This window comes from Aerococcus sp. Group 2 (assembly GCF_905125285.1).
Lineage (GTDB): Bacteria > Bacillota > Bacilli > Lactobacillales > Aerococcaceae > Aerococcus > Aerococcus urinae_E.
This window is the reverse complement of record NZ_CAJHPA010000003.1, coordinates 18,412-41,766: the sequence shown is the minus strand read 5'-3', so window position 1 is coordinate 41,766 and position 23,355 is coordinate 18,412. Positions and strand designations below refer to the sequence as shown.

At 43.9% G+C, this 23,355-nt stretch carries 18 protein-coding genes and 1 tRNA gene; 15 read left to right on the top strand and 4 right to left on the bottom strand.

The genetic code is table 11. The annotated features are described in order from the left end of the window. Positions 1-260 precede the first annotated feature (260 nt). From yaaA to JFU01_RS04805, 7 genes are all read left to right on the top strand, one after another. Positions 261-524, top strand: coding sequence for a S4 domain-containing protein YaaA (yaaA, locus tag JFU01_RS04835; RefSeq protein WP_195856035.1), 264 nt, complete (start codon positions 261-263; stop codon positions 522-524). After that, the gene (gene recF / locus JFU01_RS04830; RefSeq protein WP_195856034.1) at positions 514-1,632 is read left to right on the top strand and encodes a DNA replication/repair protein RecF; all 1,119 of its coding nucleotides are present in this window, start codon (positions 514-516) and stop codon (positions 1,630-1,632) included. Before yaaA ends, recF begins: the two co-directional genes overlap by 11 nt. 10 nt (positions 1,633-1,642) lie before the next feature. After that, positions 1,643-3,625: a DNA topoisomerase (ATP-hydrolyzing) subunit B gene (gyrB, locus tag JFU01_RS04825; RefSeq protein WP_195856033.1), complete on the top strand. Its 1,983-nt coding sequence runs from the start codon at positions 1,643-1,645 to the stop codon at positions 3,623-3,625. A 19-nt stretch (positions 3,626-3,644) separates the two neighbouring features. Next, positions 3,645-6,305 (top strand): DNA gyrase subunit A, encoded by a 2,661-nt coding sequence (gene gyrA / locus JFU01_RS04820; protein WP_195856032.1) that lies wholly within the window; start codon positions 3,645-3,647, stop codon positions 6,303-6,305. A gap of 395 nt (positions 6,306-6,700) precedes the next feature. Next, positions 6,701-7,606, top strand: coding sequence for an ABC transporter ATP-binding protein (locus tag JFU01_RS04815; protein ID WP_195856031.1), 906 nt, complete (start codon positions 6,701-6,703; stop codon positions 7,604-7,606). Then, positions 7,599-8,903, top strand: a complete 1,305-nt coding sequence (locus JFU01_RS04810) for an ABC transporter permease (protein ID WP_195856030.1) — start codon at positions 7,599-7,601, stop codon at positions 8,901-8,903. The genes JFU01_RS04815 and JFU01_RS04810 overlap by 8 nt, the downstream gene beginning before the upstream one ends. Positions 8,904-9,310: 407 nt before the next feature. Beyond that, positions 9,311-9,799, top strand: coding sequence for a GNAT family N-acetyltransferase (locus JFU01_RS04805; protein ID WP_195856029.1), 489 nt, complete (start codon positions 9,311-9,313; stop codon positions 9,797-9,799). Between the two features lie 636 nt (positions 9,800-10,435). On the opposite strand, the gene JFU01_RS04800 is transcribed toward JFU01_RS04805, so the two are convergent. The 4 genes from JFU01_RS04800 to JFU01_RS04785 form a co-directional block, all read right to left on the bottom strand. Further along, positions 10,436-10,515, bottom strand: a tRNA-Leu gene (locus JFU01_RS04800). 159 nt (positions 10,516-10,674) lie between these two features. After that, a complete protein-coding gene (locus JFU01_RS04795) occupies positions 10,675-11,664 on the bottom strand; it encodes an asparaginase (protein ID WP_195856028.1) in 990 nt (329 codons plus the stop codon). 42 nt (positions 11,665-11,706) lie between these two features. Beyond that, a complete protein-coding gene (locus JFU01_RS04790) occupies positions 11,707-13,125 on the bottom strand; it encodes a YfcC family protein (RefSeq protein ID WP_195856027.1) in 1,419 nt (472 codons plus the stop codon). Next, on the bottom strand, positions 13,118-14,419 hold the full coding sequence (locus JFU01_RS04785; RefSeq protein WP_195856026.1) for an amidohydrolase: 1,302 nt from the start codon (positions 14,417-14,419) through the stop codon (positions 13,118-13,120). Before JFU01_RS04785 ends, JFU01_RS04790 begins: the two co-directional genes overlap by 8 nt. A gap of 659 nt (positions 14,420-15,078) precedes the next feature. Here JFU01_RS04785 and rpsF point away from each other — a divergent pair. From rpsF to JFU01_RS04745, 8 genes are all read left to right on the top strand, one after another. Then, positions 15,079-15,381, top strand: coding sequence for a 30S ribosomal protein S6 (gene rpsF / locus JFU01_RS04780; RefSeq protein ID WP_013669618.1), 303 nt, complete (start codon positions 15,079-15,081; stop codon positions 15,379-15,381). A 35-nt stretch (positions 15,382-15,416) separates the two neighbouring features. Next, the gene (gene ssb / locus JFU01_RS04775; RefSeq protein ID WP_195856025.1) at positions 15,417-15,968 is read left to right on the top strand and encodes a single-stranded DNA-binding protein; all 552 of its coding nucleotides are present in this window, start codon (positions 15,417-15,419) and stop codon (positions 15,966-15,968) included. Positions 15,969-15,995: 27 nt separating this feature from the next. Continuing rightward, complete coding sequence (gene rpsR / locus JFU01_RS04770) at positions 15,996-16,235, top strand: 30S ribosomal protein S18 (protein ID WP_013669454.1); 240 nt, start codon at positions 15,996-15,998, stop codon at positions 16,233-16,235. Positions 16,236-16,462: 227 nt separating this feature from the next. Next, positions 16,463-16,672 (top strand): helix-turn-helix transcriptional regulator, encoded by a 210-nt coding sequence (locus JFU01_RS04765; protein ID WP_013669762.1) that lies wholly within the window; start codon positions 16,463-16,465, stop codon positions 16,670-16,672. Beyond that, entirely contained in the window at positions 16,656-17,174 is a 519-nt protein-coding gene (locus JFU01_RS04760) for a DUF3278 domain-containing protein (protein WP_195856024.1), read from the top strand. The genes JFU01_RS04765 and JFU01_RS04760 overlap by 17 nt, the downstream gene beginning before the upstream one ends. A gap of 2,542 nt (positions 17,175-19,716) precedes the next feature. Then, positions 19,717-21,747, top strand: a complete 2,031-nt coding sequence (locus tag JFU01_RS04755; RefSeq protein WP_195856023.1) for a DHH family phosphoesterase — start codon at positions 19,717-19,719, stop codon at positions 21,745-21,747. Positions 21,748-21,864: 117 nt separating this feature from the next. After that, the gene (locus JFU01_RS04750; protein WP_195856022.1) at positions 21,865-22,575 is read left to right on the top strand and encodes an ABC transporter ATP-binding protein; all 711 of its coding nucleotides are present in this window, start codon (positions 21,865-21,867) and stop codon (positions 22,573-22,575) included. A 1-nt stretch (position 22,576) separates the two neighbouring features. Continuing rightward, positions 22,577-23,350, top strand: a complete 774-nt coding sequence (locus tag JFU01_RS04745) for an ABC transporter permease (protein ID WP_230086951.1) — start codon at positions 22,577-22,579, stop codon at positions 23,348-23,350. The last annotated feature ends 5 nt before the right edge of the window (positions 23,351-23,355 follow it).

The window sequence follows — 23,355 nt, the reverse complement described above, 5'->3', positions numbered from 1 at the left end:
CTAGTTTCAATTTATTTTTTTACTTATCCGCACTTAAAGTCCATTTCATATGCTAAACTTTCATTTTTAGGCTTTAATGGACTTCTAAAAAGCATTAGTAGGAAGTGGCTAAAAGAGGCTCTAGTGGAACCTAGGGCCTTTTTTTGCTTATATAGAGGATTTGGGGTATAATATTACTTGAATAAGGGAGACAAATCGTACTCTAAGAGACCGAATTGGAGTACGCTTTTTTAGTTTAAAGTAAAGGGAGGCGGTGTGTGATGTCAGACGTAGATATTGTCGCCATCGATACCGAGTATATTACGCTCGGGCAGTTATTGAAGGCACTGGGTTATATCCAAACTGGAGGCCAGGCGAAAATTTACCTGGCCAATTACCCAGTGTTCTTAGACGGTCAGGAGGAAGAAAGACGGGGCAAGAAACTTTATCCCGGCTCTGTGGTTGAATTTCCGCATGAAGGAGCCATTTACGCCATTCGAGGGGCTAGCGAAAGCGATCCACTAGCAGATCACCATGCACCTTAAGTCACTTTACTTAAAGGACTTCCGTAATTACGACCAGGTTACCATGGACTTTGATCCGGGAATCAATGTCTTTATCGGCGACAACGCCCAAGGCAAGACCAATCTAATCGAAGCTATTTATATGCTGTCCTTGGCCCGGAGTCATCGGACGGCTAAAGAGCGGGAAGTGATCCGCTTTGGGGCTGACTTTGCCCGGATTGAAGGCCGGGTTGCCAAGAAGAATGGGGAGATTCCTTTATCCCTCACCATGACCAAAAAAGGTAAGATCGCTAAGCTCAACCGCCTGCAACAAGATCGGCTGAGTGACTATATTGGGGCCTTCAATGTGGTGCTCTTTGCCCCGGAAGACTTGGAACTGGTCAAGGGCGCTCCGCAACTGCGCCGTACCTTTATTGACCGGGAACTCAGTCAAATGAACCCCACTTATCTCTATGACTCCAGTAATTACCAGCACCTGCTCAAACAGCGCAACACCTATTTGAAGCAGCTGCAGCGGCGGGAAGCCCATGATAAGTTGTATTTGAATGTCTTAACCGAACAGTTGGTGGACTTTGCTAGTCGGATGATGGTCCAGCGTTTTCAATTCATTCAGAAATTGGAAGCCTATGCCCAGCCTATCCATGCCCAATTATCCATGGATAAGGAGACCTTGACCCTGGCCTACCAAGCCAGCCTGACTGTCGATGAGACCTCCACGGTGGATCAACTAAAAAGCGAGCTCATGGACAAGTTTCAGTCCATCCAAGAACGTGAAATTGAAGTAGGCTCTACTCAAATTGGTCCCCAGCGTGATGATTTAAAATTAATGATTAATGATAAAGTCGTTCAACAATACGGGTCCCAAGGCCAACAGCGGACCACGGTTTTGAGTTTGAAGTTGGCAGAAATTGAATGCATGCACGAAACCCTGGGGGAATACCCCATATTATTATTAGATGATGTCTTAAGTGAATTGGACGACCAGCGTCAAACCCATCTGCTAAAAACTATCGAGAAAAAAGTCCAAACCTTCCTGACTACAACCAGTATGGAAGGCATCCAGGCAGATAAGATTGATGATCCTGACCTCTTTACCATTAAGGCGGGTCAGGTGGAATTGAAGGAGTGAATCAAGCAAGATGGCAGAAAATCAAGCAAATAATTCCGAACACGAACAACCTCAAAACCATAATCCCAAAGATAAAAATCAGCCCAACCAGGCCGGAGAATATAACGCCAGTCAAATCCAAGTCCTTGAGGGCTTAGAAGCGGTGCGCAAGCGGCCCGGGATGTATATCGGCTCGACCGGGGCTCCTGGTCTCCACCACCTGGTCTGGGAAATCGTCGATAATTCCATTGACGAAGCCTTGGCTGGTTATGCGGACAAGATTGATATCAAGATTGAAAGTGATGGTTCCATTACCGTGATCGATAATGGGCGGGGAATTCCGGTCGATATCCAGGAAAAAACCGGCCGTCCCGCGGTGGAAACTGTCTTTACTGTCCTCCATGCCGGGGGTAAATTCGGTGGTGGCGGTTATAAGGTCTCCGGGGGCTTACACGGTGTGGGGGCGTCCGTTGTTAACGCGCTCTCAACCAAGCTCCGGGTCGAAGTCTACCGGGATGGTAAGATTTACCAGCAAGAATACAGTCGCGGACATATCGTTTCCGACTTGAAAGTCGTTGGTGAAAGCGATAAAACCGGTACCGTGGTTAATTTTGTGGCCGATCCTGAGATCTTTACCGATACCACTGACTATGACTTCCAAACCCTCAATAAACGGGTCCGGGAACTGGCCTTTCTGAATAAGGGCTTGCATATTACCCTGGAAGACCGCCGCGAGGAAGATTCCCAGGAAGTCGCCTACCAATATGAAGGTGGGATTAAGGAATACGTCCAATACCTGAATGAAAATAAGGAAATCCTCTTTGAAGAACCGGTTTACCTGGAAGGACAAATGGATGATATTGAAGTGGAGGTCGCCTTCCAATATACGGCTGGCTACCATAGCAATTTCATGTCCTTTGCCAACAATATCCATACCTTTGAAGGTGGGACTCATGAGTCGGGGATTAAGACCGCCCTCACTCGGACCATCAACGACTATGCCCGCAGTCAGAACCTGCTCAAGGAAAAAGATGATAACTTGTCCGGGGAGGATGTCCGTGAAGGCTTAACCCTGATTGTTTCTATCCGCCACCCTAATCCTCAATTTGAAGGGCAAACCAAGATGAAACTGGGGAACTCGGAAGTTCGGACCATTACTGACCGTCTCTTTGGAGCCCATTTAGAACAATTCCTATATGAGACCCCAAACATTGCCCGGCAAATTGTCGATAAGGGGATTTTGGCTTCTAAGGCTCGGCAAGCGGCTAAACGGGCCCGGGAAATGACTCGGAAGAAGTCGGGCTTAGAGATCTCTAACCTGCCGGGTAAATTAGCTGACTGTTCTAGCCGGGTACCTGAAGAATGCGAACTCTTCATCGTCGAAGGGAATTCTGCGGGCGGCTCAGCCAAATTAGGCCGGGACCGTCACTTCCAAGCCATCTTACCCATTCGTGGGAAGATCTTAAATGTGGAGAAGGCCTCCATGGACCGGATCCTGGCCAATGAGGAAATTCGCTCCCTCTTTACTGCTATGGGAACCGGTTGGGGCAATGACTTTGATGTGACCAAGGCCCGTTACCATAAACTGGTGATTATGACCGATGCCGACGTCGACGGGGCCCATATCCGGACCCTCTTATTAACCCTGATTTATCGCTACATGCGTCCCCTACTCGATGCGGGCTATATCTACATTGCCGTACCACCGCTTTACCAAGTCCGCCAAGGCAAGAACATCCACTATGTCAACAGTGACCAAGAACTCAATGATTATATGAAGACCCTAGCGGAACGTCCTCGTCCTAGTGTCCAACGCTATAAAGGGCTGGGGGAAATGGACGCTGAACAATTATGGGAAACCACCATGGACCCCACCCAACGGCAAATGCTGCAAGTGACGGTTGATGATGCTCAGGAAGCGGACCGGAATATCTCCATGCTGATGGGGGACTTAGTCGCACCACGGCGTGATTTTATCGAGAATAATGCGACTTATGCCACCATCGACTTATAGAAAGGAAGGCTGATAATCAATGGTTGAAGAACATAAACAACCCGCGCCACGTGAAATATCACATGAAATGCGTAACTCCTTCCTGGATTATGCCATGAGTGTTATCGTCGCTCGGGCCCTCCCCGATGTGCGTGACGGTCTCAAACCCGTCCACCGCCGGATTCTCTACGGGATGAATGAACTTGGGGTCACCCCGGACAAACCCTATAAGAAGTCAGCCCGGATTGTCGGGGACGTTATGGGTAAGTACCACCCCCATGGGGACTCAGCGATTTATGAATCCATGGTGCGGATGGCCCAAGACTTCTCCTACCGCTACATGTTAGTTGATGGGCACGGGAACTTTGGTTCAGTGGACGGTGACCAAGCCGCGGCCATGCGTTATACCGAGGCCCGGCTCAGTAAGATCGCCTTGGAAATGGTCCGCGATATCAATAAGAAAACCGTGGACTTTATCCCTAACTATGACGGGGAAGAACGTGAACCGGAAGTTCTCCCCTCCCGTTTTCCTAACCTCTTAGTTAATGGAGCCACTGGGATTGCGGTGGGGATGACCACCAATATTCCCCCTCATAATTTAAGTGAAGTGATCCAGGCCCTCCATATTCTGATGAAGAACCCCAAGGCAAGTACCCAAGACCTGATGGAAGCCATTCCTGGTCCTGATTTTCCTACTGCGGGGATTGTGATTGGTAAGGCTGGGATTAAGAAGGCCTATGAAACCGGGAAAGGCCGGATTATCGTCCGCGCCCGGGCCGAAATTGATACCATGGCCAGCGGTAAGGAACGCATTATCGTCAGCGAAATTCCTTACATGGTCAACAAGGCCAAGTTAGTGGAACGGATTGCCGACTTGGCTCGTGACAAACGGATTGACGGGATTACCGCGGTCCGCGATGAGACCGGCCGTCAAGGCATGCGGATTGTGATTGAATGCCGCAAAGACGCCAGCGCCAGTGTGATCTTGAACAACCTCTTCAAGCAAACGCAAATGCAAACCAACTTTAACTTTAATATGGTGGCCATTGACCAAGGCGTGCCTCGGACTCTTAGTCTCAAACAAATCCTCAACCGTTACTTGGACCACCAAGAAGAAATTATCCGGCGCCGGTCCATCTTTGAAAAGGAAAAGGCTGAAGCTAGAGCCCATATCTTAGAAGGCTTACAGATCGCCCTAGACCACATTGATGAGATCGTTAACATCTTACGGTCATCCAAGACCGGTGACCAGGCTAAGACCATCTTTATGGACCAATATGGTCTCTCCGATAAGCAAGCCCAAGCTATCCTCGACATGCGTTTAGTTCGCTTGACTGGTTTGGAACGGGAAAAGATCGATAATGAACATCAAGACTTGATGGAAGAAATTGCCTACTTGAATGAAGTCTTAGCCAGCGAAGAAAAACGTTATGAAATTATCTACCAAGAACTCTTAGAAATTGAAAAACGCTTCGGTGACGAACGTCGAACCGAAATTCGCGTGGGTGAAATTACTAATTTAGAAGATGAAGACTTAATTGAAGAAAGCAATGTCCTCATTACCCTCTCACGTAAGGGCTATATCAAGCGGGTAGAAGACTCTGAATACCGGACCCAAAACCGGGGCGGACGTGGCGTGAAGGGCATGGCCTTACAGGATGGCGACTATATTGATGCCATGCTGTCGACCTCGACCCACGATGTCATCCTCTGCTTTACTGACCGCGGCCGCGTCTTCCAAATTAAGGGCTATGAAATCCCTGAATACGGCCGAGCAGCCAAGGGTCTCCCCATTGTCAATCTTCTCAATCTCCAAGAAGATGAACAAGTCCGCGGGGTCATTAATGTAAACCCAAGTGACAAGGCGGCTAATAATGAAGATTACTTCTTCTTTGTCACCAAACAAGGACGGGTCAAACGGACGCCGATTGAGGAATATTTCAATATCCGAAATAACGGCCTGATCGCTATTAACCTCCGTGATGACGATGAATTAGTCGCTGTCTTACAAACCAGTGGCCAAGATAATATCATTCTCGGCTCCCGACAAGGCTATGCGGTCTCCTTTGCTGAAGACGATGTCCGCTCTATGGGCCGGACGGCGACGGGTGTTCGTGGTATCCGCCTCGATAAGGACGACTATGTGGTTGGGGCGTCGATTTTAGGCCCTGACCAAGATGTCTTGATCGTGACAGAAAAAGGCTACGGTAAACGGACCCCTGCCGATGAGTACAGCATCAAACACCGGGGCGGTAAGGGGGTTAAGACCGTCAACATTACTGAAAAGAACGGTCCCCTAGTTGGCCTAGCTACCGTTGACTTGGATGAAGATATCATGCTGATGACTGATGAAGGCGTGGTGATTCGCTTCCATTCCGTTGATATCTCTCAAACCGGTCGGGCAACCCAAGGAGTTCGACTGATGCGCTTAGATAAATCCGCTCATGTGTCCACCATGGCCGTTGTCGATCCAGAAGATGATGAGAGATCATTGGAAGAGGTAGAGACTGTGGAAGCTGATCCAGACCAACAAGGTCAATACGCCACTGAAACCGGGTTAAGTGACCCTGACATTGATTCAGGTGACGACCAAGATACAGCCCGTCTCAGCCAAGACCACATCCAAAGCAAAATGCAAGACTTCTCCCAAGAACTCGTCGATGAAAATGAAGACTCGGACCTAGACTCTGACTCAGAATAAGATCCGATGAAGATTAATTAAATAACAATCACTTGGCTGAGTGATGATAAAATCTGGGGTGTTCCTAAAAGTTGTCTTTTTATCAACTTTAGGAGCACTCTTTTTTTGTCGCAACTTGTTGGAAGATAAAGGCTCAATGATAATGAATCTCAAGGGGATTGTGGCTTTTAACAAATAATAACCGATTATTTGTTGACTTTGTTTCTTAAGTGCTTTACACTAAATTTAGTCAGATATATACGACAAATATTAACTAATAAAGTATATTTGTTCCGTAATACTAACTATTTATCCATGCCTTGGCTAAGAATAGTATTTAGTTTTCGATTGTAATAAAATAGTGATGGATAAGTAAGCGGTTTTATCGAATGATTATTAAGGAGGGAACATTGCCCATGTTAAAAGCACGTCATTTACGTAAGACTTTTGGCGATTTAGTGGCGGTTGACGATGTTTCTTTCGATCTTGAACCAGGTAAAATCTTGGGCATGATCGGTCGAAACGGGTCAGGAAAGACTACTATTTTCCGATTGATTTTAAACTTTTTAACCCCAGAGAATGGTGGGGAAGTCTTATGGAACGACAAACCCATGAGTGACCAGGTCTATGAGACCATTGGTTACCTACCCGAGGAACGGGGTCTCTATGAGAAGATGACCATTGAGCAACAAATCCTGTACTTTGCCCAGTTGCGGGGTATGGAGAAGCAGGAAGTCCTTGACCGTATTGATGAGTGGATGGACCGCTTTGAGGTCAAAGGTAAGCGGACCGATAAGATTAATAGCCTGTCTAAGGGGAACCAACAAAAGGTTCAATTAATTGCGACTTTGATCCACGAACCCGCTTTTATTATCCTGGACGAACCCTTTTCCGGTTTGGACCCAGTCAACGCCGACCTCTTGAAACAAGGGATCCTCTACCTACGTGATAAGGGGTCATCAATTATTTTCTCCAGTCACAATATGAATAATGTCGAGGCCATTTGCGATGATATGCTAATGATCCATGACGGCGAGCAAGTCCTCTATGGGAAGATTCGGGAAATCCGGGAAAGCTTCGGCCGGACCCGGATTGAAGTGGAAGCGCCGGATTGGACCAAGGAACAATTACAAGCCTTGGAAGGGGTCGACCATGTGGGGGTTAAGGAAGATAACTACTACCGCCTCTACTTGACTGATGAGTCTTACGGACCAGCTATTTTCCAAACGCTGACCCATGGCAATTACATCCGCCACTTCAGCCAACAACCACCAACACTGGAAGAAATCTTCAAAATGAAAGCAGGTGGACACAATGAGTAAATTATGGGTCGTTATTCGCCAAGTTTATCGTAAGAATGTCAAATCAGGATCCTTTATCTTTATGGTTCTCTCTCCCCTAATCTTTATCGGGATTATCGCTGCAGTAGCCTACTTTGTTTCCCAGAGTGAAACGAGTTCACCAGACCAAATTGCGGTTGTTGATGCCGACCCTGGGATGGTCGAAGTCCTCAAGACCATGGATAATCATAACGTGGACTTCAACTTTGACCAAAATCAAGACCAAGCCCGTCAAGCCCTAGCTGACGGCGAAGTCGATGGTATGCTGAAATTGAACCAGGAAGATGGCCAGCTCAAAGCCACTTATTACGGGAAGAGCAATCTAGCCCAAAATGCCAAGGTGAACCTGCAACAAACCTTGAGCCAGTACCAAATGATGGTCAATGCCCAGGAAGCTGGGATTAGTCCTGACCAACTCCAAAGTCTGATGACTGCCCAAGTACCGATTGAAGAAGTCTCCATCAATGTCAAAGAGGACGGCAGCGTTGCTGAAGAAAACAAGGATGCTATGAATGAGATGGGACGAAATGGAGTCGCTTCTATTGCTGCCTTTATCATCTTCTACTTCCTGATGTTCTTTATTAATATCATCATCCAAGAAGTAGCTGCCGAAAAAGGCTCACGGATTATGGAAATCATCCTTTCCAGTATTCCTGCTAAGACTCATTTCTACGGCAAACTCTTGGGAGTGGTACTAATGATCCTGACCCAAGTTGGGATCTATGTCCTCCTCTTTATCCTGTGGCGGATCCTATCCACCCAATTCGGCATTCTTAGCCTACCGGAGGAAATCACCCAGGCCTTTGATATCAAAGCCTTCCTCTCCAATAACTTGACCATGTTACTGATCAGCGGGCTCCTCGCTTTGATGGGGATTGTGACCTATATCGCCTTGGCTGCTTTCCTAGGCTCCTTGGTGACCAAGACCGAAGATGCCCAAAAGGTGTCTCAACCTGTGATCTGGTTAGGTTTGATCGGTTTCTATATTGGGATCTTTGGCCAACAGGCTGGAACTGATACCGCCTTCTACCGGATCTCCTCACAGATTCCTTTCTTTACGCCTTTCGTGATGCCTTTCCGTTTAGCTGATCATTCAGTGGAATGGCCGGGAGTCATTATGGCCATTGTGGTTTCTCTAATAACCATGGTACTGATCTTTATCTTTGCTACTAGTCTCTACAAGAGCAATGTCTTGGCCTATAGTGATAAGGGACCTTGGGATACCTTCAAGCAATCCATTTCTCTCTGGAAGAGCGAACGCCAAGTCAATACTAAATAATCAGGGCCTTAACTAATTAATAAGTCAGAGCATTCGTTCTGCTTTTGAAATTTGGTCGTTGACAAGCCATGGCACCGGTTCGGGCCAAGGTCCCTCACCTAGCGAGATTCAAACGTTTAGTACGGCCATAGCCTACTAAACGTAATTCCCTTCGCTTGCCTATTCATGGCTAACGACCAATTTCAAAGCGTCACTCCTGCTCATAGTTAATTAACAAAGACATTATTATTTATTGATTAGGTTTAACAAAAAATGAACGCTATAAAATGAACTTAGCTCTTAAAGATACAAGAGTTTAAAAATTCTCAACCTTAAACTAAAAACCATGTAGGTAAAAACTTACATGGTTTTTCTATTTTATAAGGGTTACACTATAAGAGATTAAAAACAATGAGGGAGGGACCACAATGCAAATCAGACCGGTGAGAAGAGAGGATAGTCAGGCTTTGGCGGATATTTATCGCTATTATGTGGAGGAGACTACTTTTACCTTTGAAGAAGTTCCGCCAACTAGTGAGGAAATGGCTGAACGAATTCATTCAATCGCCCAAGATTTTCCCTACTATGTTGCTTGTAATGACCAAGGGCAGGTCTTGGCCTACGCCTATGCCCATCCCTTCCATGAGCGTTCTGCCTACCGCTATAGCGCTGAGATCTCCATCTACAGCCAAGTCAATAAGAGTGAGAAAGGACTCGGCACTGCCCTCTATCAGACGGTGGAGCGGGATTTGAAGGTCAAAGGGATTAAAACCATTCTAGCCCTGGTAACTGCGGATAACCAGGTCAGTATCAACTTCCACCAAAAAAATGGTTACCAATTAGTGGGTCACTTGCACCAGGTGGGCTATAAATTTGATCAGTGGCTAGATACCGTCTATTTGGAAAAACATATTTAAGGTAGGCAAAAAGGAGAAGCGTCAGAGTCTCTCCTTTTTGTCTTAGTCTTAAGTTGAGTTCGGACGCCAGACGTGAAGTCACTTCAGAAATACAGACGTACATACTTTTTAAAACGATATAAAGAGCAAATAAAAAGCACCTAGTGACTAACTAAGGTGCTTATTTCTTTCATAAAGCTTGAGAGCATATAGATGTATTTTTTAATTTACGTGAAATTTACGTGATTTCTTAGAAATAACTAAAAGCCTCTCTTTTTTTCACACTCTTTTCAAACGTGCTCCAAGCGCAGAGCAAGCGTCCACTTCAGAAAATGACGACAAATTCTCTCTGAGAATTTTTACGTCTTTTTCTTCCAGTGGTCTTGCTCTTTCTTGCGCTTGTCACACTCTATTCAAACGTGTTCCAGTCACAGGACGAACGTCCACTTCAAAAACTGGCAACGCTCAGCTTTGCTGAGCTTATCCCAGTTTTCTCCAGTGGTTTCGTCCTTTGTTGTGACTGTCACACTCTATTCAAACGTGCTCCAAGCGCGAGGTGAGCTCCATTTCAGAAGTGCGCAGCAAATCCTCTGTGAGGATTTGCTGCGCACTTCTTCCAATGGTCTCCCCTCTTTTTGCGCTTGTCGCACTCTCTTATGCAGGCGATGGGATTTGAACCCACACTTCAAAGAAACTGCCGCCTGAAGACAGCGCGTCTGCCGTTCCGCCACGCCTGCGCGATGTTACTATTGTATGCCTAAACTTGGGTAAATGTAAAGGAAAAAATCAAGCCTGATGCTAAAAGATAATCTTAGGCGGCTTTTTAACCCTCAGTCCCCCATCAAAAACCGCTTGAGAAGCTTTTTAAAGGCCTTCTCAAGCGGTTGAGCTAACTATTAGTACTTGTTCCAATTGCCGGCGATATCGTCCTTTAAGGGGCTATTGAGCATGGCGATGAGTTTTAAGCGGGCGTGTTGGCCGTTGAGGTAGCCATGGTCTAAGATGACGCCAACCTGCTCTAATTGAATCGCGGCGCCCTTGCTGGCATAGACCTTATGGACGCCGCCGCGGTTGGCTTTAGCGACTAAAACCACGGGAATCCCTGCTTGGATGACTTGGGCGAGGATGTCTTGGAGGGCTGGTGGTAAGGACCCTACCCCAAAGCCTTCTAAAACAAAGCCCTCGGCCCCCGCTTCAACTAAGGCAGTAATCATTTTAGGATTGAAGTCCAAGCTGGCCTTAACCAAGTAGACGTTGGGGCTGAAGCTTTGCTCTAAGTGGACCGGGAATTTGTCAACTGGATGATAGTCGCGGAAATAGTGGACCCGGCCCCCATAGGTCACGCCTAAAGGTCCAGCATTGACTGATTCAAAGGCATGGAGGCCGATACTGTTGTTCTTCACCACATCATTCACGGTAAAGATACATTGGTTAAAGACCAGGAGGGTCCCCTTGCCGGCGCTATCGTCACTGGCAGCGGTCAAGACGGCATCCCGGATATTGGAAAAGCCATCATAACCCAAGTCTTGGCTGGATAACTGACTACCGGTAAAGACGACAGGAACGGGGGTATCCAGGAGCAGGTCGACAAAATAAGAGGTCTCCTCCATGGTATCGGTCCCGTGGGTGAGGACAATTCCTTGGGCGCCTTGGTCGATTTCCCCTTCAACGGCTTGGGCAATATCTGCCATATCGGCTAAGCTCATTTCGTTAGAAGGGATACTTTTGACTTCTTTAATCCTGAGGTAAACGGCTAAGTTTGACAGGTCCATATCTTTCAGCAATTCAGCCCCGGTTAAGGAACCTGACTGTAAGCCCCCAGCTTGGGTATGGACACTGGTAATGGTCCCGCCTAAATTAATTAACACAATACGTTTATTTGACATCTGCTGCCTCCTTTTTTACTTGCTATTAGTCGTCACCATGGTCTAGAAAGGCCCATAGCCAATCATTTGGGCAATAGTAATTAAGGCCATGCTGGCAAGGAAAAGAATCCCTAAGAGCGGCAGGAAGAACTTGACCCAGTCGCCCCACTCAATCTTGGCATTAGCAATGGTGGCCATAAAGTAACCCGAAGTCGGATAGAAAACATTGGTTAAGCCATCTCCTAGGGTGTAGGCTAAGACGGCCACTTGTTGGTTGAGTCCCACCATCCGCGCTAGGGGTGAGATGATCGGCATCGCAACAATAGCTTTACCTGACCCTGAGGTGACGAAGAAGTTGAATAAAGTGATAAAGAGAAAAATAGCTAAGGCAGACAGATAAACCGGGAGTCCTTGGAGCAGGTTACCAAATTGGTGGACTACGGTATCCAGAATTTTAGCCTCATTCATCAAGACCGAGACCCCATTGGCTACCGCAATTAAGATGGCACCCGATAGGACACTGGAACAGCCTTCCATAAAGGCCTGGATCATGTCATTGGTTGGCATGCGGTCAATCAGGGCGCTGATAACGGCAATCATGACAAAGAGTCCGGCCATTTCAATCATGCCCCAACCATTAACCAGGACATTGTAAATCATATAAGCAAAGAGGAGGATCAAAACGATACCGATCACTTTTTGCTGGCCAGTGAGGCGGACAGCTTGGTTATTTTGGCCAATCTTTTGCTCTTGGGACTCGATTAAGCCCTCTTGGTAGGCTTCTTTGAGGACGATTTCAGGATCACGTTGGATTTTCTTGGCATATCTCATGAGATAGAGACTAGAAATCAAATAGAAAACAATAAAGACCATCACCCGGTAGCCCATTCCAGAGAACATAGGGAGACCGGCAATTTGGTGGGAAATCCCCACGGTAAAGGGATTGGTAAAACCGGAGGAGAAGCCCACGCAGGTAGTGGAAATGAGGACCACGCCCGCTGCCGTTAATTTATCAAAGCCTAGGCTTAAAATCAGGGGCATGATAATGGGTAGGTAAACTAAACTTAACTCCGCTGTCCCGATAAAAGCTGCAATCAAGGCAAAGAAAAACATCAAAATCGGAATCACCAGGACCCCGTTATGGGAAAAGCGGGCTGAAAGATTGGTGACCATGCCATCAATGAGTCCAGTTTTCTTTAAGACTTCCACGGTACCAGCAATAATCAAGGTAAAGGCAATCACGCTGGCACTCTTAGTGAAGCCCTTAGGAATGGCATTCCAAAAGTCAGTAAAGCTGGTCGGGTTGCTAGGAACATAGTTAAATTGCTCGGGATTAGCCACTTCTTGTCCTGATGGTAGGGTCATGGTAGCAAACTCTCCGGAGGGAATGATATAGGTCAGTCCAGCAATAACAACTAATAAGATAAATAAAACCACTAGGGAATTGGGCATTTTAAAGCGGCGTAAACCTGATTTAGTCATGGGATTCCTCCTTCTCTTGCTGTCCAAAATGCATTAATAAGTGGGTATAGGTCTCCACCATGGTCACTAAGACGGATTCTTCAAAGTCAAATTGAGAATTGTGGTGGCCGTTTTCCTTGGCTAATTGGCTACCAAAGAGGAAGAAGCAGGCCTTCCCTCCCAGTTCAGCCACCCGGTTCATAAAGAAGACCACATCTTCTGAGGCTCCAAAATGAAAGCCAATGGAATTATTAACATCCGCCTGGTCCAGGACTTCATGGAGTTCTTGGTAGAAGGCTTGGTCGCGGTAATTTAAGGCCGGCGCCTCCCCTACTTGTTGGAGTTGGTACTTGCATTGGTATTGCATGGCTGCCCCCGCGACCACCTCTTTTACCCGCTTGTTTAAATGGTCATTGATGGCTGATGAGGAGCCTCGAGTTTCCATTTCTAAGCGGCAGGCATTGGCAATGATATTTCGCCCGGCCCCGCCTTGAATCTTGCCGACATTGACTCTGGCCGCCCCAGTGGAATATTGGGGCAGGGTTTCCAGGTTTAATAAGGCGGAAGCGGCAGCCAGAATGGCATTATGGCCCTTTTCTGGGCTGGCACCCGCATGGGCAGATAAACCAGAAAACTGGATGTCTGTCTTCGTAGTAGCGAGAAAACCATCTGTACCAATAGTCACACTATCAGCGGGAGCTCCCATGCCGATATGCCCGGAAAGGAAGTAATCATAACCATCTACCAGGCCAGTATTGACCATGGACTTGCCACCCTTGACCCCTTCTTCAGCCGGCTGAAAGATCAATAAGTACTTTCCGGTCAACTGGTCTTGGTGGTCTTTTAGCCATTTTGCCAAATAAAGTCCGACGGTAATATGACCATCATGGCCGCAAGCATGCATGTAGCCCTTACGTTTAGAAGCAAAGCCGTAGCGATTAGGCAGGTGGTTCTTACTCTTACTCTCCTTAATGGCTAAACCGTCAATATCAAAGCGCATGGCAATACTTGGTCCGGGTCGCTTTGTATCTAATTCGCAGACAGCCCCGGTATAACCGGCTAGGATCTCTTGAACGTCAAAATCAACGTCTTCCTTAATCGTGGCAGCGTAGGCCTGGGCCAGGTCTTTTTTGGGTTGTCCCATCATACAATCCGGATTGTGGATGGACTTGCCGTACTTGACCTCATAGCCCAGCGCTTTTAAGTGGCTGATGATACTGATGCTGGTTTGGTATTCCATCCAAGCCGGCTCAGGAAAACGGTGGTAATGCCGGCGCATGGCCGATAGCTCTTGGGCCAATGTCATTTCTGACATAGTGATTCCTCCCTCGTCTTTCTTTTTTTATCTATTTATTATAGCACAGCCCATTCACTAATTTCCTCTAATAGCAGGAAGCTTATGACTAGTCAGGTGCTTTTAAGACCTGACCTTTCTTCCAGCAGATTTTGGAAATAACTGCTAGAATAGACCTAGAGCGTGTAACAAAAGTCAGAAAGAGCCCTGAAGAGCTACGCATACTATATCTGTAACTCGCTGACGCTTCGAACAGCTATAGCAACTGGAACAAACTATGGAAGATAGGCGCAAGCCTATCGCACATCGTTCGAAGTTGGGCTCGACTGGGCAGACTTGGAGTGATTTCATAAGTCAGAAACAAGCGAATGCTTTGCTTTTATTCTGATTTGTTCCAATCATCCAAGCCTAAGCGCCCAGTCTCGCACCCTGTATGAAGTGGATGTCGGGGCTGACTTTTGGAACAGGTTTTGATTAGATAGGGCGTATTTTGAAAAGTGGATAGGACTTTTGTCCCTGCTTCTCATTCAAGTACTTTAGCAAAAATTTACTGAATTACAGATTTTATCCTTGTTATTCCTAGTGGTTTTTGCTATGATTAAAAACTGTGAGTATGAAAATTACTCTCCTTGTTCTTAATTGAATTAAGAACCTTATAGACCAAAAGGAGGTGCGAACTGATGAGTGAAAATGTAACAAAATATGAAGTGTTATACATTATCCGTCCAAACATTGACAGTGAAGCTAAAGAGGCTTTAGTGAAACGTTTTGACGATATCCTAACTTCAAACGGCACAACAATCACTAAATCAGAAGATTGGCAAAAATTGCGTTTCGCATATGAAATCAATGATTTCCGTGAAGGTGTTTACCACTTGATCGAATGCGAAGCTGAAGACGCAGCCGGAATTGATGAATTCAACCGTCTTGCCAAGATTAATGACGACATTTTACGTCATATGATTACAAAAGTTGAAGCTTAGTGATAAGAAGTAAGTCTTAAGAGAGGGGTCATTGTATGATTAATAATGTCGTCTTAGTCGGCCGATTAACTCGGGAAGTTGATCTACGTTATACCCAAAGTGGAACTGCAGTAGCCAACTTTACTGTAGCTTGTGACCGTAACTACCGCAATGCCCAAGGTGAAACCCAAACGGATTTCATCAATTGTGTGATGTGGCGTAAAGCTGCTGAAAACTTTGCTAAATTTACACGGAAAGGTTCTTTGGTAGGGATTGAAGGCAATATTCAAACCCGTAACTACGAAAACCAACAAGGCCAACGTGTTTATGTGACTGAAGTCTTAGCGAATAACTTTAGCTTACTGGAACCTAAGAGTGTCACTGAACAACGCCCACAAGCCAGTGACAATGGCAATAATTTTGCTAATGACTCTTTTGGCTCTAATCAAAGCTTTGGCGGCTATAATAATCAACAAGATTCCCCTTCAATGAATGATAACAGCTTTGGTGGATCCAACGACCCATTTGCTGGTGGAAACAATAATCCTTTCCCATCAAATGATAATGACGGATCGATCAATATCGCTGATGATGATCTTCCATTCTAGTGGAATGGACAAAGGAGGATAATGAACATGGCACAAAATCGTCGCCGTGGTGGACGCAGACGTAGAAAAGTATGTTTCTTCTGCGCTAACCATATGGACTTTATTGATTATAAAGATACCGATTTGCTAAGTCGTTACGTTTCTGACAAGGGTAAGATCTTACCACGTCGCGTAACTGGTACCTGTGCTAAACACCAACGTACCTTAACTTCAGCAATCAAACGCGCACGGATTATGGCCCTCTTGCCATTTACCGTTGCTGAATAATAAAATGTTAAAGGAGGCTGTGATAACTACTATCGCAGTCTTTTTTATTTGGCCCTTTTCTGCTGAGCGGACGAAAGTTGCCCAAGCATGACTCTAATGCAGAAATAACTTATCAACATGTGGACAAAAAACTAAAGATAATTTGTCTACTATAATTGACAAAATAAAAAAATTCGATTATACTGTCGTATATTACTGACATCGTTGTGAAATGGGTGAGGTGAACGATGAATCGCTTAAAATATTACCGCACACGGTCGGGATTATCGCAAAAAGCTCTAGCTGAAGAGATTGGCGTTGCTCGTCAAACCGTGAATATGATTGAAAATGACCGTTATAATCCAAGTCTAGAGCTCTGCATTGCCTTAGCCAAAGCCTTAGATACTGATTTAAATGCTTTATTTTGGGAGGAAGATGATGATGAGAAAGAAGAATAGTCTCTATATTCGTTTCTTAAAATTCTTTTATGGCGTTGAAGAAATGGATGAATATCGGCTTGTTCAATGTGAGCGTATGGGGAACAAGTGTTTCATTTTTCTATGGTTCTGGGAAGCCATTCTATTCTTAATTGCCCTCTTCTTCCCAGTAGACCAGTCAGTGATGGCCTTTAATTTCATTTTATGGGGATCCTTAGTGGGCATCGTTCTGACTATGGTCTATATCCTGATCTTTTCGATGAAATTAGGTATTCTAGTTAAGGAAATCGATGCCTCTGATTACCCAGCCAATAAAAAACGAATTCGAAAGAAATCCGTCAAAAATTCCCTTATTTATGGGATTATCCTTTTCCTATTTCAGAGCTTAGGGCAAAAGGTTAAGGAAGGCGCTGTACAATTTGGCCTGAGAGAAGTTGTTTTTCTCTTGGTAGCGACAGTTACTTTTTATCTCTTCATGTATTATATGAATATGCATTTATTAAAGAAATATGAGGATTCTTAATTTGAAAAGGACCTGTGGATAAATAATTGAATAAGAATTAGAAGAAGCCTAGCCTGAGCAGCGCTAGGCTTTTTTGTGGATAAGTGTTTCACGTGAAACAAAGAAACACAGTAAAGTTTCACTTGTGGATAAATCTGTTAATAAAACGAATGTTCTAGCTTGAAACCTTGCTCCTAAGCCCTTTGTCATTGTGGATAAGTGTTCGGCTTATAAGTGTTCTACTAGGAAGAAACTCTCTTTTAGATGATCTTATCCACAAGTGGATATCATTTACTCACAGTGGATAAAGTGCATAGTATTTTCATTATTAAGCTTGTGGATAAGCTATAAGATTGACTCAAAAGAAATCCGTCTAAGTCGAAACCTATTCATCGTCTAGTCTATGGCTAGATGGATGTAATGGTTATTTTTCTGGATAGGGACTTCTTTATACTTGGGCTATAATCTTTTTAGCACTTGTTTTGCTTATTTGTAGAGTACTTTCTTTATCACTTAGTAAATAAGAGATGATTAATTGAGTACAAGGTGTGTTTTATTAATAATATTAGCCTAGGGATATGCTTATTAGCTTTATATACTACTTACTCTTTTTTCATTTAAGATGAATCTGTAATTACTAAATTAAATAAATATAGCTGCTATTGGCTATGGAATACCTTCTTCTTTTGTTCTTGAGTTAATGACTTTATTAATATTTTGATTAAGCTAGTACATTATAAGGAAAGCAGTTAATTGAAAATAATTTCAAGAATAAGTCGTAGTTTAGTTTAATAAGGGTACCTTTGCCTAACTACTAACTGACTTATGTTTCACGTGAAACATCTCTACTTTGAATGCTTCTTTGTAATTTAGAGTATAGTCTTCCTTGCCTTGCTCTTGTTTAATTATATAAATTCTTTCCTATCCTAAGGTTATTATCATTATGTTCTTAAAACTTTATTTACTTCATAAAATGATTAAACTGGCTTTGACTTGCTTGTTTTTGTCCTTTTTGGGGTTGGTTAATTTGTTTTTAATTTATTTCTGCCTTACGACTTTAACCATTTGGATGCATTTTGTAAGAAACCTTATGCCCAACAACCTCTATTCTTACTAGAAAGGTATATCAGACTGCTATAAGGATTGAATAGGCCTATATAAATACTCCAATATAATTCAATATCTATTTGTTTTACAGAATTGTTCCACGTGAATCATGTAATTTCTTTGTTTAACAGTTTGATAATTCTCATAAATAAATGTTTCACGTGGAACATCAGTTATTTGAGAGCTTGTTTACTTTATATAGTGGCTTGATCTTAAACGAGCTAATAACTTTATAATAAAGAGGCATATTTTTAGTGTTAAGTTTAACCATTTGGTGGTGCTTTTTTTGCATTATAGTTCTTGTTATACAGGCTTGTATGTCCTTAGTGTTGAGAAAATAAGTTATGGAACAGATAAAAAAGTGTGAAACAAGGGCATGAATAATGAAATAGATTGTAAATTAAAATAAACCCGTTTAAAGTGCTATTGTTTCACGTGAAACAATGAATAAATAATGAATATATTTTCAATAAATTATAATATGAGCAAAGTTTTACAAGATTTTTTAGAAAAAGTAGTTTATAAAGCTCATATACTTATATAAGGTACGCTCGATCCATTTGTTAGTTAAAGCTAAGTAATCGTCTATTTTCAGAATGTTTCACGTGAAACATTCCATTATGTAGCAATTTTCCCCCTACACTCGAATATTAATAGCTAACTAATCTAATCCATTCTAAAGGAGAGTCGCTATAACTGATAAATTACTATTACTATCTATTAACTAACACTAACCTATATAAAGAATAGAAAGCAAAAAGATTTCTGCATATTTACATTGATTTCTCTTAGCACTAGGTTATTCGTATAAGACTTTATAAATTAATTGTATGATTAGTAGCTTGGGCCTTTTTGTATTTATAACTAGTCTGTACTTCTGATAAGGATAATTGTTTAGTCTCGTTTCTTGATTAAGGTAAATAACTTTATAGTACCTACTAATTTGCTTATGGATAAGACCTATGTAAGGAGATTAGATTATTGATAGGCCTTTAAGACTTAAGGTTAAAGTCTTCCTAACTTTATACAACTGGTTGATAAGTTTCAGCTAGGCTTATATAGAAAATAGGACTGACTGGATTTCCTTATTTAGATACCGTTTTTCATTTATTTGCAAATTCAGAAATAAGAAAGTATGTTTCACGTGAAACATTTCTGTGAAAACATCAAGACATTCCTTTATAGCCAGGACTTCCTTTTATATCTTCTTATATAAAATAGAAGATATTTCTACCGTTCAGGTTTAATAACTTGTATTGATTATGAAATCTAGGAATGAACTCTTAAAACTTACCATACTCCGATGACAGCTCTTTAAATGACACTAATGCTTTCCCTGTACCGATACCTTCCGAGCAATATAGCCCAAGAATAGGAAATCTTTAGAATTTATTAAAAATATGGTAAAATAGAGGATGTATGTATACCTTTATCGTTAACTACAAAGGAGAAAAATATGAAAGATAATAAACATAGTGGACGTCTGTCCAATATCTTAAATCGATCCAATATTTTTGTGCCTTTGGTTATTGCTGCCATCTTAGTTTTCCTAGCGGTAGGGATGTTAATGCATAACAATCCCTTAATTGCCATGATTTCATTTCTTTTGGTTATTTTTGCTATTATTCTAGTTTATGTGGCGTTCAGGCTGATTGAACAGGAACTGAATAAGCAGGTCTATGACCTCACTGATGATATTCAAACCATTGAAAATGAAATTCTTTTACAGATTCCCCTAGGAATTATTTTGTTTGAAGAGGATGACACCATACGTTGGATGAATCCCTATATGCAAAATTACTTTAATAGTAGTGATACTTTAGGCAATAAGATTGATGACGTGGATAGCGTTTTATCCGATATCTACCACCAATTAAAAGAAACGGATGAAGATGATGTCACTGGTCACCCGATTTCATGGGATGACCACTATCTCTCTGTGGGACTTTTGGAAGACCAAAATGCCATGTATATGCTAGATATCACTGAGTATGGTCGTATTGCAGATGTGGCTGACAAGAACCGTCTAGTCATTGCCAACATCTTAATTGACAACTATGACGAAACCATCGCTTCCTATTCCGACCGGCGGAAATCCACAGTGGATAACTTTATGACTAAGCAATTATTCGCTTGGGCTAAAAAGTTTGGTTCTTTTATCAAGCGTTTGGATGATGACCGTTTCCTCTTAGTCACGACTTATGGGGAATTGATGGAAATGGAAGAAGATCGCTTTTCAGTCATCGATACCATTCGTGAGACGACCTCTAAGGGCAACTTCCCCTTGACGATTTCCATGGGGATTTCTTACCAAGAGGAGGATGACGAAGCGCCAGATATTGGGAAAATTAACGAAATTGCCCAATCTAACTTGGATTTAGCCCTCAGTCGTGGGGGAGACCAGGTGGTGATTAAGATTGAAAGCGAAAAAGCTCGTTACTATGGTGGGAAAACCAACCCAATGGTGAAAAGAACACATGTTCGTTCTCGTCAAATAGCCACCACCATCGCTCAAATGATGCAACAAAACGAATCCATCTTTGTCATGGGACATGATTATCCGGATATGGATGCCATCGGGGCCTGCATTGGGATCCGCCGTATTGCCGAGATGAATGATCGCAAGTGTCATATTATTATTGATGAATCGCGGATCAATTCTGATATTGAGAAGTTACTGGTAGAATTGCGTAAGGACGAGGTCATTAATGAAGCGATCATTAGTCCTCAAGAGGCTGAAGAACTGATCGAACACAATTCCTTACTCTTTATCGTTGATGTTCACCGGCCTTCGATTACTACCGCACCGAAGTTGATTGATATGGTGAATGGGGTAGTGGTTATCGACCACCATCGTAAAGGGGAAGAATATCCTGAGAATGTCCTCCTAGAGTATATTGAACCCTATGCCTCATCAACCTGTGAGCTGATCACCGAGTTCTTTGAATATCAAAATGCTTCCTCTAAATCCATTAACCGGATTGAAGCAACGACTATGTTAGCTGGGATTATTATTGACTCCAGAAACTTTACTTTGAGGACGGGGTCACGGACTTTTGACGCGGCTTCTTACTTAAAATCCTGTGGAGCCGATTCAATCCTGATTCAAGAGTTCCTCAAGGAGGACTTGTCCGAATACATTAAACGGAATGAATTGATCGAAAGCGTCGACATTATGCCGCCTTACTATGGGATCGCTGCGGGGGACGATGACACGGTCTATTCCACAGTGACTGCGGCTCAGGCGGCTGACTCCTTACTATCCATGAATGGCATTGTGGCTTCCTTCGTGGTCTTCTTAAGGGAAGACAAGCGGGTAGGAATCTCTGCTCGTAGTATGGGGAATGTCAATGTTCAAACCGTTATGGAAGAACTTGGTGGTGGTGGTCACTTGTCTAATGCCGCTACCCAAATTTCTGATGTTAGTGTCAGCCAAGCCCGCGAGCTTTTAGTTGATGCGATTAAGAAACAAAGTGAGGAAGACTAGGCAGGCAGACTGTCAAAAAAGAAGACTTTTAACTTTTATTATATAGGAAGGGAGATAATCAACTTGGGAAAGTCAGGCTCTTGTTGATTATTTTCTTTATCAGGAAAGTAGGTATTTATGAAAGAGAATATTATCCAAGTTGACCATTTAAATATTGCTAGTGACCAGGGGGCTATTATCAAGGATTTATCTTTTTCCATTGAAGCGGGTGAATTTGTCGGGATCAAAGGGCCTTCTGGGTCAGGGAAGAGTACCTTATTGAAATACTTGGCCCAATTATATGACCCAGCTTTACAGGTTTCTGGCACCTACCAATTAAATGGCCAAGCGATCGAGGATTACCCACCAACCACTATTCGTAAACAAGTTTCCTACTGTTTCCAATCGCCACAATTATTTGGCCATACCGTCAGGGAAAACCTGGCTTTTCCCTTTGAAATTCGCGGGGAAGACTTTGATGAAGACTTGGCCAAGCGTGGCTTAGAAGCCATGGCCCTGGATACGCATTTTATCGATAAGGAAATTGATACCTTATCTGGCGGGGAGAAGCAGCGGGTGGCTTTAATTCGGAACCTCTTTTTTGAACCCAAGGTGCTCTTATTAGATGAGATTACCAGTGCCCTGGATGCTAAGTCCCGTGACCTGGTCTGGTCCTGGCTAAAAGATTACCGCGCTAAACACCAGGTAACCTACTTGATGGTTTCTCACATTGATTCCGAGCACGAGATGACCGACCGCACCTTGACCTTATCAGCTACGGAAAAAGCGCCAGCTGATGAAGAAGAATCAGCCAGCCAAGCAAAGGCAGGGGGTGAAGTGAGTGAATAGTATGCTCCAAGCTAACCCCCTTTCCCTAGTTCTCAGTGCGGGTCTGGTGGTGATTAGCCTCTACATTTCCTACCGCCAACGCTTAGGCTTAGAGGGCGAACTGGTCACTTCAGCTTTTCGAGTGGTCGTCCAACTCTACCTGGTAGGTCTGGTTCTTTCCTTTATTTTTGATATCAACCACCCCCTCCTGACCGCCACTTTAATTGGTCTGATTATTATTAATGCGGCCTTTCACGCGGCCAAACGGGGCCAGGGGATTGACCATGTTTTTTGGATCTCGCTCTTAGCCATTAGCTTTACGGTAGTCGGGACGCTTTCTCTATTGGTTTTAGCTGGGGCCCTGGCTTTTACGCCTTCTCAAGTGATTGCCTTAGGCGGAACCATTGCCGGGAATTCCATGACCGCTCTGGGTCTAGCCTATGGGCATTTACTGACTACTTTCGACCAAGATAGCCAAAAAATCCAAGAGCGCTTAGCCTTAGGAGCCAATCCCAAGCAGGCTTCCATGGGAATTATCCGCCAAGCCATGCAAAAGGGGATGCGGCCGACCTTGGACAAGGCCTATGCGGTGGGGATTGTGACTTTCCCAGGAACCATGAATGGTTTGCTCTTTGCTGGGGTGGAGCCTAAGACCGCCATTATGTACCAGATGATGATTATGTTCACCCATATCTCAACGGCAACCATCGCTTCTTACGTGGCCACCCACTTTGCCTATCAGAGTTTCTTTGATGGCCGGCAACGCTTAAAATTAAGCGCCCATAGTCGCGATTAGGAGGA

Excerpts from the sequence above, each read along its gene's own strand:
- yaaA (WP_195856035.1), top strand. The coding sequence starts at position 261 with ATGTCAGACGTAGATATTGTCGCCATCGATACCGAGTATATTACGCTC.
- recF (WP_195856034.1), top strand. The coding sequence starts at position 514 with ATGCACCTTAAGTCACTTTACTTAAAGGACTTCCGTAATTACGACCAG.
- gyrB (WP_195856033.1), top strand. The coding sequence starts at position 1,643 with ATGGCAGAAAATCAAGCAAATAATTCCGAACACGAACAACCTCAAAAC.
- gyrA (WP_195856032.1), top strand. The coding sequence starts at position 3,645 with ATGGTTGAAGAACATAAACAACCCGCGCCACGTGAAATATCACATGAA.
- JFU01_RS04815 (WP_195856031.1), top strand. The coding sequence starts at position 6,701 with ATGTTAAAAGCACGTCATTTACGTAAGACTTTTGGCGATTTAGTGGCG.
- JFU01_RS04810 (WP_195856030.1), top strand. The coding sequence starts at position 7,599 with ATGAGTAAATTATGGGTCGTTATTCGCCAAGTTTATCGTAAGAATGTC.
- JFU01_RS04805 (WP_195856029.1), top strand. The coding sequence starts at position 9,311 with ATGCAAATCAGACCGGTGAGAAGAGAGGATAGTCAGGCTTTGGCGGAT.
- JFU01_RS04795 (WP_195856028.1), bottom strand. The coding sequence starts at position 11,664 with ATGTCAAATAAACGTATTGTGTTAATTAATTTAGGCGGGACCATTACC.
- JFU01_RS04790 (WP_195856027.1), bottom strand. The coding sequence starts at position 13,125 with ATGACTAAATCAGGTTTACGCCGCTTTAAAATGCCCAATTCCCTAGTG.
- JFU01_RS04785 (WP_195856026.1), bottom strand. The coding sequence starts at position 14,419 with ATGTCAGAAATGACATTGGCCCAAGAGCTATCGGCCATGCGCCGGCAT.
- rpsF (WP_013669618.1), top strand. The coding sequence starts at position 15,079 with ATGAGTGAAAATGTAACAAAATATGAAGTGTTATACATTATCCGTCCA.
- ssb (WP_195856025.1), top strand. The coding sequence starts at position 15,417 with ATGATTAATAATGTCGTCTTAGTCGGCCGATTAACTCGGGAAGTTGAT.
- rpsR (WP_013669454.1), top strand. The coding sequence starts at position 15,996 with ATGGCACAAAATCGTCGCCGTGGTGGACGCAGACGTAGAAAAGTATGT.
- JFU01_RS04765 (WP_013669762.1), top strand. The coding sequence starts at position 16,463 with ATGAATCGCTTAAAATATTACCGCACACGGTCGGGATTATCGCAAAAA.
- JFU01_RS04760 (WP_195856024.1), top strand. The coding sequence starts at position 16,656 with ATGAGAAAGAAGAATAGTCTCTATATTCGTTTCTTAAAATTCTTTTAT.
- JFU01_RS04755 (WP_195856023.1), top strand. The coding sequence starts at position 19,717 with ATGAAAGATAATAAACATAGTGGACGTCTGTCCAATATCTTAAATCGA.
- JFU01_RS04750 (WP_195856022.1), top strand. The coding sequence starts at position 21,865 with ATGAAAGAGAATATTATCCAAGTTGACCATTTAAATATTGCTAGTGAC.
- JFU01_RS04745 (WP_230086951.1), top strand. The coding sequence starts at position 22,577 with ATGCTCCAAGCTAACCCCCTTTCCCTAGTTCTCAGTGCGGGTCTGGTG.